Origin of the sequence: Streptomyces hygroscopicus subsp. hygroscopicus (genome assembly GCF_030269125.1) — a bacterium.
GTDB classification, from domain to species: domain Bacteria; phylum Actinomycetota; class Actinomycetes; order Streptomycetales; family Streptomycetaceae; genus Streptomyces; species Streptomyces hygroscopicus_C.
Genome location: NZ_BSSM01000011.1, coordinates 158,196 through 174,648 on the forward strand (window position 1 = coordinate 158,196; position 16,453 = coordinate 174,648).

At 72.3% G+C, this 16,453-nt stretch carries 12 protein-coding genes and 2 pseudogenes; 9 read left to right on the top strand and 5 right to left on the bottom strand.

Annotation, left to right across the window (positions count from 1 at the left end; translation table 11 throughout):
* Positions 1-5 precede the first annotated feature (5 nt).
* Together rnc and mutM are read left to right on the top strand one after the other, a co-directional pair.
* Entirely contained in the window at positions 6-824 is an 819-nt protein-coding gene (rnc, locus tag QSK45_RS24085; protein WP_285560208.1) for a ribonuclease III, read from the top strand.
* A gap of 84 nt (positions 825-908) precedes the next feature.
* On the top strand, positions 909-1,769 hold the full coding sequence (mutM, locus tag QSK45_RS24090; RefSeq protein WP_285560210.1) for a bifunctional DNA-formamidopyrimidine glycosylase/DNA-(apurinic or apyrimidinic site) lyase: 861 nt from the start codon (positions 909-911) through the stop codon (positions 1,767-1,769).
* Here the strand turns inward: mutM and QSK45_RS24095 are convergent.
* Positions 1,742-2,137 carry a winged helix-turn-helix transcriptional regulator gene (locus QSK45_RS24095; protein WP_285560212.1) on the bottom strand — a complete coding sequence of 132 codons (396 nt, stop codon included), beginning with the start codon at positions 2,135-2,137 and terminating at the stop codon, positions 1,742-1,744. The two genes, mutM and QSK45_RS24095, sit on opposite strands and share 28 nt — an antisense overlap.
* Before the next feature lie 104 nt (positions 2,138-2,241).
* Here QSK45_RS24095 and QSK45_RS24100 point away from each other — a divergent pair, with 104 nt between their 5' ends.
* On the top strand, positions 2,242-2,826 hold the full coding sequence (locus QSK45_RS24100; protein ID WP_285560214.1) for a flavodoxin family protein: 585 nt from the start codon (positions 2,242-2,244) through the stop codon (positions 2,824-2,826).
* 24 nt (positions 2,827-2,850) lie between these two features.
* Here the strand turns inward: QSK45_RS24100 and QSK45_RS24105 are convergent, their stop codons facing one another.
* Positions 2,851-4,053 carry a CAP domain-containing protein gene (locus QSK45_RS24105; RefSeq protein WP_285560216.1) on the bottom strand — a complete coding sequence of 401 codons (1,203 nt, stop codon included), beginning with the start codon at positions 4,051-4,053 and terminating at the stop codon, positions 2,851-2,853.
* A gap of 156 nt (positions 4,054-4,209) precedes the next feature.
* On the opposite strand from QSK45_RS24105, the gene QSK45_RS24110 reads away from it, so the two are divergent.
* The 4 genes from QSK45_RS24110 (at position 4,210) to QSK45_RS24125 (ending at position 10,550) form a co-directional block, all read left to right on the top strand.
* Positions 4,210-4,491 carry an acylphosphatase gene (locus QSK45_RS24110; protein ID WP_285560218.1) on the top strand — a complete coding sequence of 94 codons (282 nt, stop codon included), beginning with the start codon at positions 4,210-4,212 and terminating at the stop codon, positions 4,489-4,491.
* Between the two features lie 371 nt (positions 4,492-4,862).
* Positions 4,863-5,066 carry a hypothetical protein gene (locus QSK45_RS24115; RefSeq protein WP_023546484.1) on the top strand — a complete coding sequence of 68 codons (204 nt, stop codon included), beginning with the start codon at positions 4,863-4,865 and terminating at the stop codon, positions 5,064-5,066.
* 246 nt (positions 5,067-5,312) lie between these two features.
* Positions 5,313-8,882, top strand: a complete 3,570-nt coding sequence (gene smc, locus QSK45_RS24120) for a chromosome segregation protein SMC (RefSeq protein ID WP_285560223.1) — start codon at positions 5,313-5,315, stop codon at positions 8,880-8,882.
* 249 nt (positions 8,883-9,131) lie between these two features.
* Positions 9,132-10,550 (top strand): sugar porter family MFS transporter, encoded by a 1,419-nt coding sequence (locus QSK45_RS24125; RefSeq protein ID WP_285560234.1) that lies wholly within the window; start codon positions 9,132-9,134, stop codon positions 10,548-10,550.
* 166 nt (positions 10,551-10,716) lie between these two features.
* On the opposite strand, the pseudogene QSK45_RS24130 reads toward QSK45_RS24125, so the two are convergent.
* Positions 10,717-11,153, bottom strand: a pseudogene (locus tag QSK45_RS24130) (alpha/beta hydrolase); the annotation flags it as partial.
* Here QSK45_RS24130 and QSK45_RS24135 point away from each other — a divergent pair.
* Positions 11,137-11,769: pseudogene (locus QSK45_RS24135) on the top strand (TetR/AcrR family transcriptional regulator). The pseudogenes QSK45_RS24130 and QSK45_RS24135 sit on opposite strands and share 17 nt — an antisense overlap.
* Before the next feature lie 638 nt (positions 11,770-12,407).
* On the opposite strand, the gene QSK45_RS24140 reads toward QSK45_RS24135, so the two are convergent.
* On the bottom strand, positions 12,408-13,898 hold the full coding sequence (locus QSK45_RS24140) for a cytosine permease (RefSeq protein ID WP_285560235.1): 1,491 nt from the start codon (positions 13,896-13,898) through the stop codon (positions 12,408-12,410).
* Between the two features lie 173 nt (positions 13,899-14,071).
* Here QSK45_RS24140 and ftsY point away from each other — a divergent pair, with 173 nt between their 5' ends.
* Complete coding sequence (gene ftsY / locus QSK45_RS24145; RefSeq protein WP_285560237.1) at positions 14,072-15,277, top strand: signal recognition particle-docking protein FtsY; 1,206 nt, start codon at positions 14,072-14,074, stop codon at positions 15,275-15,277.
* A gap of 98 nt (positions 15,278-15,375) precedes the next feature.
* Here ftsY and QSK45_RS24150 read toward each other — a convergent pair whose 3' ends face one another.
* Positions 15,376-16,038, bottom strand: coding sequence for a bifunctional DNA primase/polymerase (locus tag QSK45_RS24150; protein ID WP_285560238.1), 663 nt, complete (start codon positions 16,036-16,038; stop codon positions 15,376-15,378).
* Positions 16,039-16,453 lie beyond the last annotated feature (415 nt).

Consider the following 16,453-nt stretch of genomic DNA (forward strand, 5'->3'; position numbering starts at 1 on the left):
GCCCGATGACAGACGCGAAAGCCGCTAGTCCCCGCCAGCGCGGGGGTAGTCCGCAGGCCTCGTCCCACACGGTTCTGGAAGGGCGGCTCGGCTACCAGGTCGAGTCCGCCCTTCTGGTGCGTGCGCTCACCCACCGTTCCTACGCGTACGAGAACGGCGGTCTGCCGACGAACGAGCGGCTGGAGTTCCTCGGGGACTCCGTGCTCGGCCTCGTCGTCACGGACACGCTGTACCGCACCCACCCCGACCTGCCCGAGGGCCAACTGGCCAAGCTGCGGGCCGCGGTGGTCAACTCGCGTGCGCTGGCGGAGGTGGGGCGCGGCCTCGACCTCGGCGCCTTCATCCGGCTCGGCCGGGGTGAAGAGGGCACGGGTGGCCGGGACAAGGCGTCCATCCTCGCCGACACCCTTGAAGCGGTGATCGGCGCGGTCTATCTCGACCAGGGCCTCGACGCGGCGTCCGAGCTGGTGCACCGGCTCTTCGACCCGCTGATCGAGAAGTCCTCCAACCTGGGCGCCGGCCTGGACTGGAAGACGTCGCTCCAGGAGCTGACCGCGATCGAGGGGCTCGGCGTGCCCGAGTACCTGGTCACGGAGACCGGCCCCGACCACGAGAAGACCTTCACTGCTGCCGCCCGCGTCGGAGGCGTCTCGTACGGCACCGGCACCGGCCGCAGCAAGAAGGAGGCGGAGCAACAGGCCGCCGAGTCCGCGTGGCGTGCCATCAAGGCCGCCGCGGACGAGCGCGTGAAGGCGGCGGCGGAGGCCAAGCAGGCCGTCGCGCAAGCCTTCAGGGACGACGACACGTCGTCCGCCACCGCCTGACGACAGTTTCACCGAGCGCCCGCCCCACCGTTTCGGACGGGGGCGGGCGCTCGCTTCATCCAGCGCCTTTTCACGGGGGTCCAGATGCCCGAGTTGCCCGAGGTCGAGGTCGTCCGGCGGGGGTTGGCGCGGTGGGTGGCCCATCGCACCGTCGCGGAGACCGAGGTGCTGCACCCGCGCGCCGTACGCCGGCACGTGGCCGGGGGCGAGGACTTCGCGCACCGGCTCAAGGGGCATCACATCGGCGACCCCAGCCGGCGCGGCAAGTACCTGTGGCTGCCGCTGGAGGAGACCAACCAGTCGGTGCTCGCCCACCTCGGGATGAGCGGACAGCTGCTGGTGCAGCCGAGTGAGGCGGCGGACGAGAAGCACCTGCGCATCCGGATCCGGTTCGCCGACTCGCTCGGCACCGAGCTGCGGTTCGTCGACCAACGCACCTTCGGCGGGCTGTCGTTGCACGACAACACGCCCGACGGCCTGCCGGACGTCATCGCGCACATCGCCCGCGACCCCCTCGACGAGCTGTTCGACGACGACGCCTTCCACCAGGCGCTGCGCCGCAAGCGCACGACCGTCAAACGGGCCCTGCTGGACCAGTCGTTGATCAGCGGCGTCGGCAACATCTACGCCGACGAGGCCCTTTGGCGGGCCCGCGTCCACTACGAGCGCCCGACCGCGAACTTCACCCGCCCGGTCACCGCCGAACTCCTCGGCCACATCCGGGATGTGATGAACGCGGCCCTCGCCGTCGGCGGCACCAGCTTCGACAGCCTCTACGTCAACGTCAACGGGGAGTCGGGCTACTTCGACCGTTCGCTGGACGCCTACGGCCGCGAGGGCGAACCCTGTCGCCGCTGCGGCACCCCCATCCGGCGCCGCCCGTGGATGAACCGTTCCAGCTACTTCTGCCCGAAGTGTCAGCGGGCGCCGCGCGTCTCGTCGTAACGCTCGCGGGCGGCCAGCACCTCGTCCATGGCGCCCTCCACGCACTGGATGAGTGCGAGGAGGCGTCCGGCGACGTCGTGGCCGAGCGGGGTCAGCTCGTAGTCGACGCGCGGCGGATTGGTCGGCTGGGCCTCGCGGTGCACCAGGCCGTCCCGCTCCAGCGCGTGCAGGGTCTGGGAGAGCATCTTCTCGCTCACCCCGTCGACGCGGCGGCGCAGCTCGTTGAAGCGCAGTGAGCCCTCGGACAGCGCGCCGAGGGTCAGCGCGCCCCAGCGGCCCGTGACGTGCTCGAGCGTGCCGCGGGAGGGGCATGCCTTGGCGAAGACGTTGTACGCGAGCTCGTCGGGCTCCTGGGGACAGGCGGTCATGCGACAAGGGTACGCCCAGGCAGCGCTTACTGGCAGGTTGCACTAACTTCAAGTTAGTGCTTTCCTTTCGTCACTGCTTTTGAGCTGCCCTTTCGAGGAGAGTCATGACCACCCCTGTCCTTTCCATCGCCTACCACTCCGGCTACGGCCACACCGCCGTCCTCGCCGAGGCCGTCCGCGCCGGTGCCGTCGAGGCGGGTGCGGAGGTGCACCTGATCAAGGTCGACGAGATCACCGAGGAGCAGTGGCGGATACTGGACCGCTCGGACGCGATCGTCTTCGGCTCGCCCACCTACATGGGCACCGCCTCCGGCGCCTTCCACGTGTTCGGCGAGGCGACGTCCTCGCGCTGGGCCGGCCAGGACTGGCAGGACAAGCTGGCCGCCGGCTTCACCAACTCGGGCTCCAAGAGCGGCGACAAGCTGCACACGCTCCAGTTCTTCCAGACGCTCGCCGCCCAGCACGGCATGCACTGGGTCAACCTCGGCCTGCTCCCGGGCTGGAACAGCAGCACCGCCTCCGAGAACGACCTCAACCGGCTCGGTTTCTTCGCCGGCGCCGCCGCCCAGACCGACACCGACCGGGGCCCGGAGGGTGTGCACAAGGCGGACGTCGCCACGGCCGAGCACCTCGGGCGCCGGGTGACCCAGACGGCGCGGACCTTCGCGCGGGGGCGTGCCGCCGCGTGACACCGCCGGGTGGCGGGGGTCGGCTCAGGAGCCGAACTCCTCGGTCCACCACGGCCCGCCCGCGCCGAAGTGGACACCGACGCCGAGCGTGTTGAAACCGCAGTTCAGGATGTTGGCGCGGTGCTCGGGGCTGTCCATCCATGCCTTCACCACGGCCGCCGGGTCGGCCGGCCCGCGGGCGATGTTCTCCGCGCCGAGTCCGGTGACACCGGCCGCCCTCGCCCGGTCCCACGGCGACCTGCCGTCCGGATCGGTGTCCGAGAAGAAGCCCCGCGCCGCCATGGCGTCGCTGAACGACTCGGCCAGGTTCGTCAGCGCGGAGTTCGCCGACAGCGCGCTGCAGCCCACCTTGGCCCGCTCGTCGTTGACCAGCTTCAGCACCTGCGCCTCGGCGGCGGCCTGCGCGGAGACCGTCACGGCCGGGGCGGTCGGGGCGGGCGCCTTGGTCGCCGTGGGACTCGTACGAGGGGCCGGGCCGGGCTTCGCCCCGGTGGGCGAGGGCTCGGGCTTCGCGGTGGCCGGGGCTGCCGGGGCGCTCCCGCCGGCGGTGGGTTTCGGGTGCGAGGCCGGCGCGGTCGGCTTCTTCGGGGGAGTCGGCGAAGCGGAGACCGAGGGGGACTTCGCGGGCGTCGGCGAGGAGGACGCCGTCGGGGTGGCGGGGGAGGAGGGCCGTACGGCGCCCCCTCCCGGAGCCGTGCCGCCGATGCCGTCGCCGGCGCTGCCCGACGTGCCGCCCTGGGCGTCGTCCGTGTTGCTGGGGGAGCCCGCCGCCCGGACCCGGTCGTCGCCGGTCGCGTGGGTGCCGCCACCGAGCCGGTAGCCCTGGAAACCCGGGACGACGCCCGCGGCCACCGCGGCGGTGCCCAGGGCGACGGCCACGGACAGCCCGAGCAGCGTCATGCTCACCGCCCGCCCGGCCTGCTTCTGCCCCAGGCCGCGGGAGGGGGCCTCGTCCGGGTACCCGGGGGCGTCGGGACCGGGGCCCGCGCCCGCGTCCGCCGCGTCCGCCGAGAACGCTTCCCCCGGCTCCCCCGGCTCGGCCGCGAAGAGGTACGCGTCCGCCCTGGCCTTCGCCGCCGCGTACGCCTCCGGGTTCAGATAGGGCGCCGTGCCCATCGGTATCGGCGCCGTGGACGCGGACGGCGAACCGTCGCTCCCGGCGGCGGAGGCGCGCGGGTCGTCGCCGTCCGCGGCGCGGCCGGCGTCCGAGCGTCGGTGGCGTCCCATGCCCTTGCCCTCTTCCTCGTACTTTCTTGGTGCTTCTGGCCAACCCGAACCACTCGATCGAGTGGTTTTGTCTGGAAGGTGCCCGCGTGCGGACGGTACCTCATGCCGTTCGGAGGCGATGTGTCCCGGACGACACGGGCCGGTTAGGTTGCACCCATGAGCGAGGATGTGCGACTGATCGCCTGGGTGCGTGGACACGTACAGGGCGTGGGATTCCGCTGGTTCACCCGTGCCAAGGCGCTGGAGATCGGCGGCCTGAGTGGTTTTGCTCTCAATTTGGCGGACGGCCGGGTCCAGGTCGTCGCCGAGGGCGCGCGGGAGGGCTGCGAGGGGCTGCTGGACTGGCTCACGGGCGGCGACACGCCCGGCCGCGTGGACGGCGTCACCGAGATCTGGGACACACCTCGCGGCGGCTACGACGGCTTCGCGGTCCGCTGAGCCGGAGCCGCCGCGCCGGGGTCCCCGCACCCCGCGTCACGGGGGTCCGGAGCGGAAATCGCCTGGTGGTTGCCAAGGAGGGCGCGGCATGGCAGGCTCCGCAAGTACAGCTGATCGCTGCGCCCCCAGGGCCCGGACGACTCGCTGCGCCGCCGCGTTCCCGGCCGCGCGCCCCGGTCCGCCCGCCAATACGGGGTGTGATCGTGTTGACCGTCAAACTTTTTGGTGAGACGCTGAAAGCCCCGCGCACCTTAGCTGTTTGGCATGGAGCAACAGCAGAGCAACACTCGGATGTGCCAAGCACCGCGGGTGCGAATCCCTCACGACCCACACCGCATCGGTCGGTCACTCAGTGTGGAGGACCATCCATCATGGCAAAGGCGCTTCTCGGTTACGTCGGCGGCTCCGACCCTCGACTCCTCGCCGAGATGCGACGGCTGCAGCAGCGCGTCCAGGACCTGGAGTCCGAGCTGGTCAGGATCCAGGCGGAGAACGACGCGCTGACGGCTGCCGCGTCTCAGGACAGGATCATGGAGAGCATCGACGCACACCAGGCGGAGCCTGCGCTCACCTGATCGCTGCATCGCTCCACGACAGCAGCAGTGGTTGGGCAGCCCGTATCAACCGCTCAGCAGTTCGGACGACCGGCATCCGAGGTCGTCCACCAGAATGGCAAGGGACGCTTCGGCGTCCCTTCTTTCTTCCCCCCGCATCCTTTCACCTTCTTCAACATCTGGTGTGCCCTGGATGTCGACCGGTGAAACCGCGCGGTTGCGAGGGTTCATGGAGTGAGATAGCGGCGGCCGGTAAAGTCCGGCGGCGTGCACCTCAAGGCCCTGACCCTGCGCGGCTTCAAGTCGTTCGCCTCGGCGACCACGCTCCGGTTCGAACCCGGGATCACGTGCGTCGTCGGACCGAACGGCTCGGGCAAGTCCAATGTGGTGGACGCGCTGAGCTGGGTCATGGGCGAGCAGGGAGCCAAGTCGCTGCGCGGCGGCAAGATGGAGGACGTCATCTTCGCCGGCACCACCGGGCGCCCCCCGCTGGGCCGCGCCGAGGTGTCCCTGACCATCGACAACTCCGACGGCGCGCTGCCCATCGAGTACGCCGAGGTCACCATCACGCGGATCATGTTCCGCAACGGCGGCAGCGAGTACCAGATCAACGGTGACACCTGCCGCCTCCTCGACATCCAGGAACTGCTCTCCGACTCCGGCATCGGCCGCGAGATGCACGTCATCGTCGGCCAGGGCCAGCTCGACTCGGTGCTGCACGCCGACCCCATGGGCCGCCGCGCCTTCATCGAGGAGGCGGCCGGCGTCCTCAAGCACCGCAGGCGCAAGGAGAAGGCGCTGCGCAAACTGGACGCGATGCAGGCCAACCTCGCCCGCGTCCAGGACCTCACCGACGAACTGCGCCGCCAGCTCAAACCGCTGGGCCGCCAGGCCGCGGTCGCGCGCCGGGCCGCCGTCATCCAGGCCGACCTGCGCGACGCCCGTCTCAGGCTGCTCGCCGACGACCTCGTACGGCTGCGCCGGGCGCTCAGCGCCGAGATCGCCGACGAGGCCGCCCTCAAGGAACGCAAGGAGACCGCCGAGCAGGAGCTGAGGAAGGCCCTGCACCGCGAGTCCCTCCTGGAGGACGAGGTCCGGCAGCTCACGCCCCGCCTCCAGCGCGCCCAGCAGACCTGGTACGAGCTGTCCCAGCTGGCCGAGCGGGTGCGCGGCACCGTCTCGCTGGCCGACGCCCGGGTCAAGAGCGCCACCTCCGCGCCGCCCGAGGAGCGCCGGGGACGCGACCCCGAGGACCTGGAGCGCGAGGCCGCCCGCGTCCGCGAGCAGGAGGCCGAGCTGGAGGCCGCCCTGGAAGCGGCCCGGCACGCCTTGGACGACACGGTCGCCCACCGCGCCGAACTGGAGCGGGAACTGGCCGTCGAGGAGCGCCGACTCAAGGACGTGGCCCGCGCCATCGCCGACCGCCGCGAGGGCCTGGCCCGGCTGAACGGCCAGGTGGGCGCGGCTCGTTCGCGCGCCGCCGCGGCCCAGGCCGAGATCGACCGGCTGGCCGCGGCCCGCGACGAGGCACAGGAACGCGCGGTGCGCGCCCAGGAGGAGTACGAGGCACTCAAGACCGAGGTCGACGGACTCGACGCCGGCGACGCCGACCTGGCCGAGCGCCACGAGGCCGCGAGACGGCGGCTGGCCGACGCCGAGGCCGACCTGAGCGAGGCCCGCGAGGCCGCCACCACCGCCGAGCGCCGCCGCGCCGCCACCCAGGCCCGCCACGAGGCACTGGCCCTGGGCCTGCGCCGCAAGGACGGCACCGGCATACTGCTCGACTCCAAGGCCCACCTCACCGGCCTGCTGGGTCCGGTGGCCGAGCTCCTCACCATCACCCCGGGCTACGAGGTCCCCCTGGCCGCCGCCTTCGGAGCCGCCGCCGACGCCGTCGCCGTGACGACCCCCGCCTCGGCCGCGGAAGCCCTCCGCCTCCTGCGCAAGCAGGACGGGGGCAGGGCGGCCCTGATCCTCACCGGGGCCCCGGAGACGATCCTCGCGGCCGCTCCGGAAGCACCCGCACCCGCCGAACGCCATCTCCTCGCCGAGACCCTGGTGCGGGCCCCGGCCGACCTGATGCCCGCCATCCGCAGGCTCCTGCACGGCATCGTCGTGGTGGACACCCTGGAAGCCGCCGAAGACCTGGTCCACGCCCACCCGGACCTCACCGCCGTCACCGCGGAAGGCGACCTCCTGGGCGCCCACTTCGCCCACGGCGGCTCGGCCGGCGCCCCCAGCCTGCTGGAGGCGCGGGCCGCCGTGGACGAGGCCGCCGCGGAGCTGGAGGAGCTTTCGGTCCGCTGTACGGAGCTGGCCGCGCGGCAGCACGCCGCGGCCGAACGCCGTGCCGAGGCCGCCGCCCTCGTGGAGGAGATCGGGGAGCGGCGCCGGGCCTGCGACAGGGAGAAGTCCTCCGTCGCCCAGCAACTCGGCCGCCTCGCCGGCCAGGCGCGCGGCGCGGCCGGTGAGGCCGAGCGGTCCGCCGCGGCGGCGGCGCGGGCGCAGGACGCGCTGGACAAGGCTGTGCGGGAGGCCGAGGAACTCGCGGAGCGGCTCGCGGTCGCCGAGGAGACGCCGGTGGAGGAGGAGCCGGACACCTCGGTGCGCGACCGGCTCTCCGCCGACGGCGCCAACGCGCGCCAGACCGAGATGGAGGCCCGCCTCCAGGTCCGTACCCACGAGGAGCGGGTCAAGGGACTCGCGGGGCGGGCCGACTCCCTGGACCGGGCCGCCCGCGCGGAGCGCGAGGCGCGGGCGCGCGCCGAGCAGCGCCGGGCCCGGCTGCGGCACGAGGCGGCCGTCGCGCGGGCCGTGGCCGACGGCGCCCGCCAGCTGCTCGCGCACGTGGAGGTCTCCCTCACCCGTGCCGACCAGGAGCGCGCCGCCGCCGAGGCCGCCAAGGCGCGGCGCGAACAGGAGCTGGCCGCCGCCCGTACCACCGGACGTGAACTGAAGTCGGAACTCGACAAGTTGACGGATTCGGTGCACCGCGGCGAGGTACTCGGCGCGGAGAAGCGGCTGCGGATCGAGCAGCTGGAGACCAGGGCGCTGGAGGAGCTGGGTGTCGAACCGGCGGGCCTCGAAAGGGAGTACGGGCCGCATCAGCCCGTGCCGCCCTCGCCCCCCGCCGACGGCGAGACGCTGCCGGAGGACCCGGATCACCCCCGTAACCAGCCGCGGCCCTTCGTGCGGGCCGAGCAGGAGAAGCGGCTCAAGGCGGCCGAGCGGGCGTACCAGCAGCTCGGCAAGGTCAACCCGCTGGCCCTGGAGGAGTTCGCGGCGCTGGAGGAGCGGCACAAGTTCCTCGGCGAGCAGCTGGAGGACCTGAAGAAGACCCGCGCCGATCTGCTCCAGGTGGTGAAGGAGGTCGACGAGCGGGTCGAGCAGGTCTTCACCGAGGCGTACCGGGACACGGCGCGCGAGTTCGAGGGTGTCTTCGGCCGGCTGTTCCCGGGCGGCGAGGGCCGGCTCGTGCTCACCGACCCCGACCACATGCTCACCACGGGCGTCGACGTCGAGGCGCGGCCGCCGGGCAAGAAGGTCAAGCGGCTGTCCCTGCTCTCGGGCGGCGAACGGTCGCTCACGGCCGTCGCGCTGCTGGTGTCGATCTTCAAGGCCCGGCCGAGTCCCTTCTACGTCATGGACGAGGTCGAGGCGGCCCTGGACGACACCAACCTCCAGCGGCTGATCCGGATCATGCAGGAGCTCCAGGAGTCCTCGCAGCTGATCGTGATCACGCACCAGAAGCGCACGATGGAGGTCGCCGACGCGTTGTACGGCGTCTCGATGCAGGGTGACGGCGTGTCGAAGGTCATCTCGCAGCGCCTGCGGTGACCTGTTCCAAGATCCATTGAGCCGGTCGATCGAGGTGCCTCACTCGCTGTTCACTTCTTGAACACAGAGCGAACAGCCGTATCTTCTAACTCACATCATTCAAGCTATTGACTTCGAAACTTGAAGGCATAGTCTCTGCAACGTTGCTTTTACCTTCAGGTGTAAGCGGTGCAAACCTATGCGCCACTGGAGACCTGGAAGGGCTCGTCCCCCCACCCGGCAGCGTTGCCGTGGCCCGAGGAGTTTCACGTGACCAGCACAGCGCAGGCACCTCAGTCAGGAGCCGGCACGGCTCATCCCGAACATCTCGGGCATGTCATCTTCATCGCCGCTGCCGCCGCCATGGGCGGCTTCCTCTTCGGTTACGACAGCTCCGTCATCAACGGCGCCGTCGAGGCCATCCGCGACCGCTACGACATCGGCTCCGCCGGGCTCGCGCAGGTCATCGCCGTCGCCCTGATCGGCTGTGCCATCGGTGCCGCCACCGCGGGCCGGATAGCCGACCGGATCGGCCGTATCCGTTGTATGCAGATCGCGGCCGTGCTGTTCACCATCAGCGCCGTCGGTTCCGCGCTGCCCTTCGCGCTGTGGGACCTCGCCTTCTGGCGCATCGTCGGCGGCTTCGCCATCGGCATGGCCTCGGTGATCGGCCCCGCCTACATCGCCGAGGTCGCCCCGCCCGCCTACCGGGGCCGGCTCGGCTCCTTCCAGCAGGCCGCGATCGTCGTCGGCATCGCCATCTCCCAGCTGGTCAACTGGGGCCTGCTGAATGCCGCCGGCGGCAACCAGCGCGGTCACCTGATGGGCCTGGAGGCCTGGCAGGTCATGCTCGGCGTCATGGTGGTCCCGGCCGTCCTCTACGGCATGCTGTCCTTCGCCATCCCGGAGTCCCCGCGCTTCCTGCTGTCCGTCGGCAAGCGTGAGCGCGCCAAGGAGATCCTGGCCGAGGTCGAGGGCAAGGGCACCGACCTGGACAAGCGCGTCGCCGACATCGAGCACGCGATGAGGAGCGAGCACCGCTCCAGCTTCAAGGACCTGCTGGGCGGCGGCTTCTTCTTCAAGCCGATCGTGTGGGTGGGCATCGGCCTGTCGGTCTTCCAGCAGTTCGTCGGCATCAACGTCGCGTTCTACTACTCCTCGACGCTGTGGCAGTCGGTCGGTGTCGACCCGACGGACTCGTTCTTCTACTCCTTCACCACGTCCATCATCAACATCGTCGGCACCGTGATCGCGATGATCTTCGTGGACCGCATCGGCCGCAAGCCGCTCGCGCTCATCGGTTCGATCGGTATGGCCGTCGGCCTGGCGCTGGAGGCCTGGGCGTTCTCGTACCACCTGGTCGACGGCAAACTGCCCGCCACGCAGGGCTGGGTCGCCCTGATCGCGGCGCACATCTTCGTCCTCTTCTTCGCCCTGTCGTGGGGCGTGGTCGTCTGGGTCATGCTCGGCGAGATGTTCCCGAACAAGATCCGCGCCGCCGCGCTGGGTGTGGCGGCCGCCGCGCAGTGGATCGCCAACTGGGCGATCACCGCGAGCTTCCCGTCGCTGGCCGACTGGAACCTCTCCGGCACGTACGTCATCTACACGGTGTTCGCCGCCCTCTCCATCCCGTTCGTCCTGAAGTTCGTCAAGGAGACGAAGGGCAAGACGCTGGAGGAGATGGGCTGAGCCTCGTACCCCGAGGCACCCCGAACCCGAGGAGAAGGGCCTTCAGACCCCGCTGCCCCTCTCCTCGCACCTCCCCTCGCCCCCGGCCCGGCCACTGCCCGGACCGGGGGCGAGGGCCTTCCCGGCCCGCCTCACGCGGCGAACGCGGCGCGCAGGAACTCCAGGGGTAGAGGGGGGAGAGGGCGCGGGCATCGGTCCCCGGGGGGGGGGGGGGGGGGGGGAGGGCGAGGCGCCGGAAGAGGCGCAGCAGGGGGACGGAGAGGGCCGGGCCCTGCCCGTACTCGCCGACCGAGGGTTTTCGAGCATGGAGCCGGTCACGTCGGTGGCCGGGTTGACCAGCACCTGCGTCCTGAGGTCCAGGCCGGCCCCCCTGGCCCGGAGCGCCGCGAGGGCGCAGACCAGCGCGCCGCAGCTCTCGCCGGACACCGCCGTCCGGGCCGGGTCGACGCCCCATCGCGCGGCGTGGCCCACGACGTGCCGCAGTATGTCCCAGACGCCGTCGGCGGCGGCCGGCAGCGGGGTGCCCGGGGCGAGCAGCCGGTGCTCCACCGAGACGCCGACGGCGGGCAGCCGGGCGGCGGGATGGCTGGTGACCCAGTCGCACGGCGTGCGGGGTCTCGCCGCGGTGCTCGGCACCGACTCCTCCTGCCTCTACCGGCACTTCCGCGACAAGACGGAACTGCTGCGCGAAGTCGCCGACCGCATCCTGCCGGCCGCCATGGAGGGCCACCGACCCGAGGGCGACTGGAGGCAGCGCATCAGCGCATCACCGCCCTGGCGCTGCGCCCGCGCGGGGCGTTCGGCCGGCAGCCCCGACCGGCCACGACTTGGGAGCGTCACGCGTCCAGCGGCGCCGGCTCCCGGCTGGCCATGGAGGAGATCCTCCAGGCGCTCCCCGCCTCGGGCCCGCCCGACGAGGAGATCCCGGCCCGCTGTCACCGCGTCGTCGTCGACCTCGCCGCGCAGATCTCCTCCGAGGGCCGGGAGGAACGCCGTCCCGCCGCAGGAGCACGAGCAGGGCATGGAACACTTCCGGGTCGCCGTCCTCGGCGCCGACCCCGAGCGCTTCCCCGCCCTCGCCCGCTTCGCCCGGGACGTCCGCCCCCTCGGCGTCGACCGCCGCGCCGCGTTCGAGGAGATCCCCGCCGCCCAGCTCGACCGGATCGGCACACGCCGAATCCCCCTTCGGCGCGCTGCGCGGGAGGGGGACGGGGAGTGACCGTGGCACCGGTCGGCGCGGAGCCGGGCCCGGGAACGACCGCCTGAACACCGGACCCGGTGGCCGGGGCCGACCGGGGCGCGTCGGCTCCCGGCCCGGCCCCGGGGACGCGCGCGGGCCCGCCCGGCGGTGCCACCGCCCGGACGACGCCGGACGGGAGGACCAGGGACCGCCATGGCCCGCTCCGCTTGCGCGCCGGTGTCGCCCGCGCCGGACCGGCCGCCGAATCCCTGGCCGGGGACGCGCGCGGGCCCGCCCGGCGGTGCCACCGCCCGGACGACGCCGGACGGGAGGACCAGGGACCGCCATGGCCCGCTCCGCTTGCGCGCCGGTGCCGCCCGCGCCGGACCGGCCGCCGAATCCCTGGCCGGGGACGCGCGCGGGCCCGCCCGGCGGTGCCACCGCCCGGACGACGCCGGACGGGAGGACCCGGGACCGCCATGGCCCGCTCCGCTTGCGCGCCGGTGCCGCCCGCGCCGGACCGGCCGCCGAGTCCCTGGCCGGGGACGCGCGCGGGCCCGCCCGGCGCTGCCACCGCCCGGACGACGCCGGACGGGAGGACCCGGGACCGCCATGGCCCGCTCCGCTTCCGTGCCGGTGCGGTGCCGCCCGCGCCGGGTTGGCCGCCGAGTCCCTGGTCAGACGGCGGCGGTCGCCTGCTCGCCGGCAAGGCCGGAGGCGGACCCGGCGGGCCCGGTGGCCTCCGCGGCCTCGCCCTCACCCGCCGGGGCCCCGGTCCCCGGCTTCGGCAGGACCCCGTACAGCACGCCCGAGATCACGATCGTCGCCACCCACCCGAGGCCGTACTCGCCGACGAGGTTGTTCCGGGCCAGCGGGCCGGTGAACCAGTCGGAGGTGGTGAACAGCAGGCCCGAGAACAGGCCGATCGCCCATGCGGCCACGGCGGCGGGGGAGAAGCCGCCCTTGTACCAGTAGGCGCTGGTGCGCGTGGTGTCGGCCATGGCCCGGCCGTCGTACTCGGTGCGGCGCAGCAGGTCCGCGCCGAACACGCCCACCCACGCGGAGAACGCGACCGCCAGCAGGGACAGGAAGGCGATGAAGGAGCCCATGAAGCTCGTCGCCACCAGCATCAGCACCCCGCCGAAGACCAGCGAGATCACGGCGTTGACCGAGACCGCCCAGTGCCGGGGCACCCGGAAGCCGAGCGTCTGCGCGGTGAAGCCCGCCGAGTACATCGACATCGAGTTGATCAGCAGCATGCCGACCAGCGCGATGAACAGGTACGGCACCGCGATCCACGTCGGCAGGATCTCGCCGAGGAAGGACACCGGATCGGTCGCCGAGGCCAGGTCCGGTGTGGACACCGCCATCACCGCGCCCATCAGGACCATCGGCAGCACGACCACACCGGCGCCGCCGACCGCCGTCCCCACGATCGCCTTCGAGGAGGCCGTGCGCGGCAGGTAGCGCGTGAAGTCGGGCGCCGTCGGGATCCAGCTGACACCGCCGGCCGCGATCATGCCGATGCCGGTGATCACCGCGGCCGTGGAGCCGGCGCCGTGGTGCGTCACCCGCGCCCAGTCCGTCCTCACCGCCAGATACACGAGGACCAGGACCGAGAAGACGCCGAAGAAGTAGGTGGCGTACTTGTTGCACGTCCGCACGGCGTTGATGCCGAGTCCGGAGATCGCGAACGTCGCCACGACGAACACCAGCAGCGTCGCCATGTCCAGCACGCTGTTCGCCCTGACGCGCAACACGATGTCCAGGATGGTGAGCATGGCGTAGGCACCGGTCACCGCGTTGATCGTCTCCCAGCCCCAGCGGGCCACCCAGATCAGCGAACCCGGCAGCAGGTTTCCGCGCTGCCCGAACACCGCGCGCGACAGCGCCATGCCCGGCGCCCCGCCCCGCTTGCCGGCGATGCCGACCAGCCCGACCAGTCCGTACGACACGACGGGCGCCGCCACCGCGACGACCAGCGCCTGCCAGATGTTCAGGTGGTAGGCCACGACGAGGCTCGCGCCCATCGTCAGCAGCAGCACGCTGATATTGGCGCCGACCCAGGTCGGGAACAGTTCACGGGTCCGGCCGGTGCGCTCGTGATCCGGGACCTGCTCGATGCCACGGGTCTCCAGAGCGCCTTCGCTCTCGACGGTTCTGCTCATGGGGGAGTGGTGCCCTAGAGAGTGGGGGGAGGGGGACGGTCGGACTCTACGCGCGTCGCAGCAGCCCGAACCATCGTACTTTGCTCCGACTCCTCAGCAAAGGTGGCGTTTGTCTCCCGGAGGAAGTCACAAGCCCGGTCACGGCGGGGCCCATGGCCGATACTGGACGCGTTATGGAAACCGTCATCCTTGCTGTAGTCATCGCCGTGGTCGTGCTCGGCGCGCTCGGCGGGCTGATCGTGGGCAGCCGGCGCCGGAAGTCGCTGCCCCCGCCGCCCCCGAAGGCGCCCGACATCACCGCGCCCCCGGCCGAGCCGCACGTCGGCGAAGAGGCCGAGACGCCGCGCGACGAACCGCGCCGGACGATCGAGGAGGTGGATCTCCCGGGCGGCCCCCCGGTCGCCGTGGAGGAGCCCCCCGTACCCGTCATCGAGGCTCCCGAGATCGAGATCCCGGAGCCCACCGCCGGCCGCCTGGTCCGGCTCCGCTCCCGCCTGTCCCGCTCCCAGAACGTTCTGGGCAAGGGCCTGCTCACGCTGCTCTCGCGCGAGCACCTGGACGACGAGACCTGGGAGGAGATCGAGGACACCCTGATCACCGCCGACGTCGGCGTGCAGCCCACCCAGGAGCTGGTCGAGGGCCTGCGCGAGCGCGTCAAGGTGCTCGGCACCCGCACCCCCGAGGAGCTGCGCGGCCTGCTGCGCGAGGAGCTGCTCAAGCTGGTCGGCACCGATGTCGACCGCACCGTGAAGACCGAGCCCGCCGACCGCAAGCCCGGCATCGTGATGGTCGTCGGTGTCAACGGCACCGGCAAGACCACCACCACCGGCAAGCTCGCCCGCGTGCTGGTCGCCGACGGCCGCAGCGTGGTGCTCGGCGCCGCCGACACCTTCCGCGCCGCCGCCGCCGACCAGTTGCAGACCTGGGGCGAGCGGGTCGGCGCCTACACCGTGCGCGGTCCGGAGGCCGGTGACCCCGCCTCCGTGGCCTTCGACGCGGTGAACGAGGGCAAGGAGATGGGGGTCGACGTCGTCCTCATCGACACCGCCGGCCGGCTGCACACCAAGACCGGCCTCATGGACGAGCTGGGCAAGGTCAAGCGCGTGGTCGAGAAGCACGCGCCGCTGGACGAGGTCCTGCTGGTCCTGGACGCCACCACCGGGCAGAACGGTCTGGTGCAGGCCCGGGTGTTCGCCGAGGTCGTGGACATCACCGGCATCGTGCTGACCAAGCTGGACGGTACGGCCAAGGGCGGCATCGTGGTCGCGGTCCAGCGCGAGCTGGGCGTGCCGGTCAAGCTGATCGGGCTCGGCGAGGGTGCGGACGACCTGGCGCCGTTCGAGCCGGAGGCGTTCGTGGACGCGCTGATCGGAGACTGACCGTAGGAGATTTACCGCCCGCCGCGAAGAAGTGCCCGCCCCCAGGTGCAGTCGGGGACGGGCACTTCGCTTGTCCGGGCCGCCTTCTCCGGGCGGCCCTAGGTCCGCGCCCGCGACCGGTGCGCCACGTACGCCAGCGTTCCCAGCAGGAGCCGGGCCGCCGGGGGGCGGGTCGCGGAGTCGAGGGCGGGCGGACGCAGCCAGCGCACCGGGCCCAGGCCGCCCCGGTCGGAGGGCGGCGCGGTGATGTACGTACCGGAGCCGAGGCCGCGCAGGTCCAGGGCGCGCGGGTCGTCCCAGCCCATGCGGTACAGCAGCCTGGGCAGCTCGGCGGCGGCGCCCGGGGCGACGAAGAAGTGGGCGCGGCCCGCGGGGGTCACGGTCACCGGACCGAGCGGCAGGCCCATCCGCTCCAGGCGGACCAGGGCGCGCCGGCCGGCCGACTCGGAGACCTCCACGACGTCGAAGGCGCGGCCCACGGGCAGCAGCACCGAGGCCCCGGGGAACTCCGCCCACGCCTTGGCCACGTCGTCCAGCGTGGCCCCGGCCGGCACCTCGGGCGCGAAGTCCAGCGGGTGCGCGCCCGGCTCCGCGCAGTCCTCGTACCCGCAGGAGCAGACGCCCGCCGCGGCCCGCGCGCCCGGCACCACGTCCCAGCCCCACAGGCAGGTGAACTCGGCGACGGCGGTGCACTCCGCGGACCGGCCACGCCGACGCGCGCCGGACCGGATCTCGCGAATGCCGCCGATCGTGAAGCCCATGCCCCCTCCAACGGGTCCAGCGCGCCGGTGGTTACGACACGGAACGAGACGGAAGCGGAACGTAACGCTACGGCTCCGCCTTCCCTCGCCGTGATGGGGCCAAGACGGCGCTTTGAAGCGTGTCGGGTGGCGCACCGGGATCCACGCGCCCCTTCGTGCACCACTCCGCCCGCCTCTGTTCGTCTTGTGTCAAGTGAATCGCGTGCGGCGGGGCGGGAGTTCATTCGAAGGGGTGGCGAATGGTGGCGTTTCTGTGATCCGCGTGGCTTAGCCGGTGATCACGGGGTTACTGTCAGTGTGCAGAACCCTCGGGCACATGCGCCCGTGGTTATGCCGGGGGCAATCCGAAGGCGACTTCGAGACCGCCCCGGAGGCGGCTCGGTAAAGCGTTCGAAGGCTGAGAACCGGGGGACGC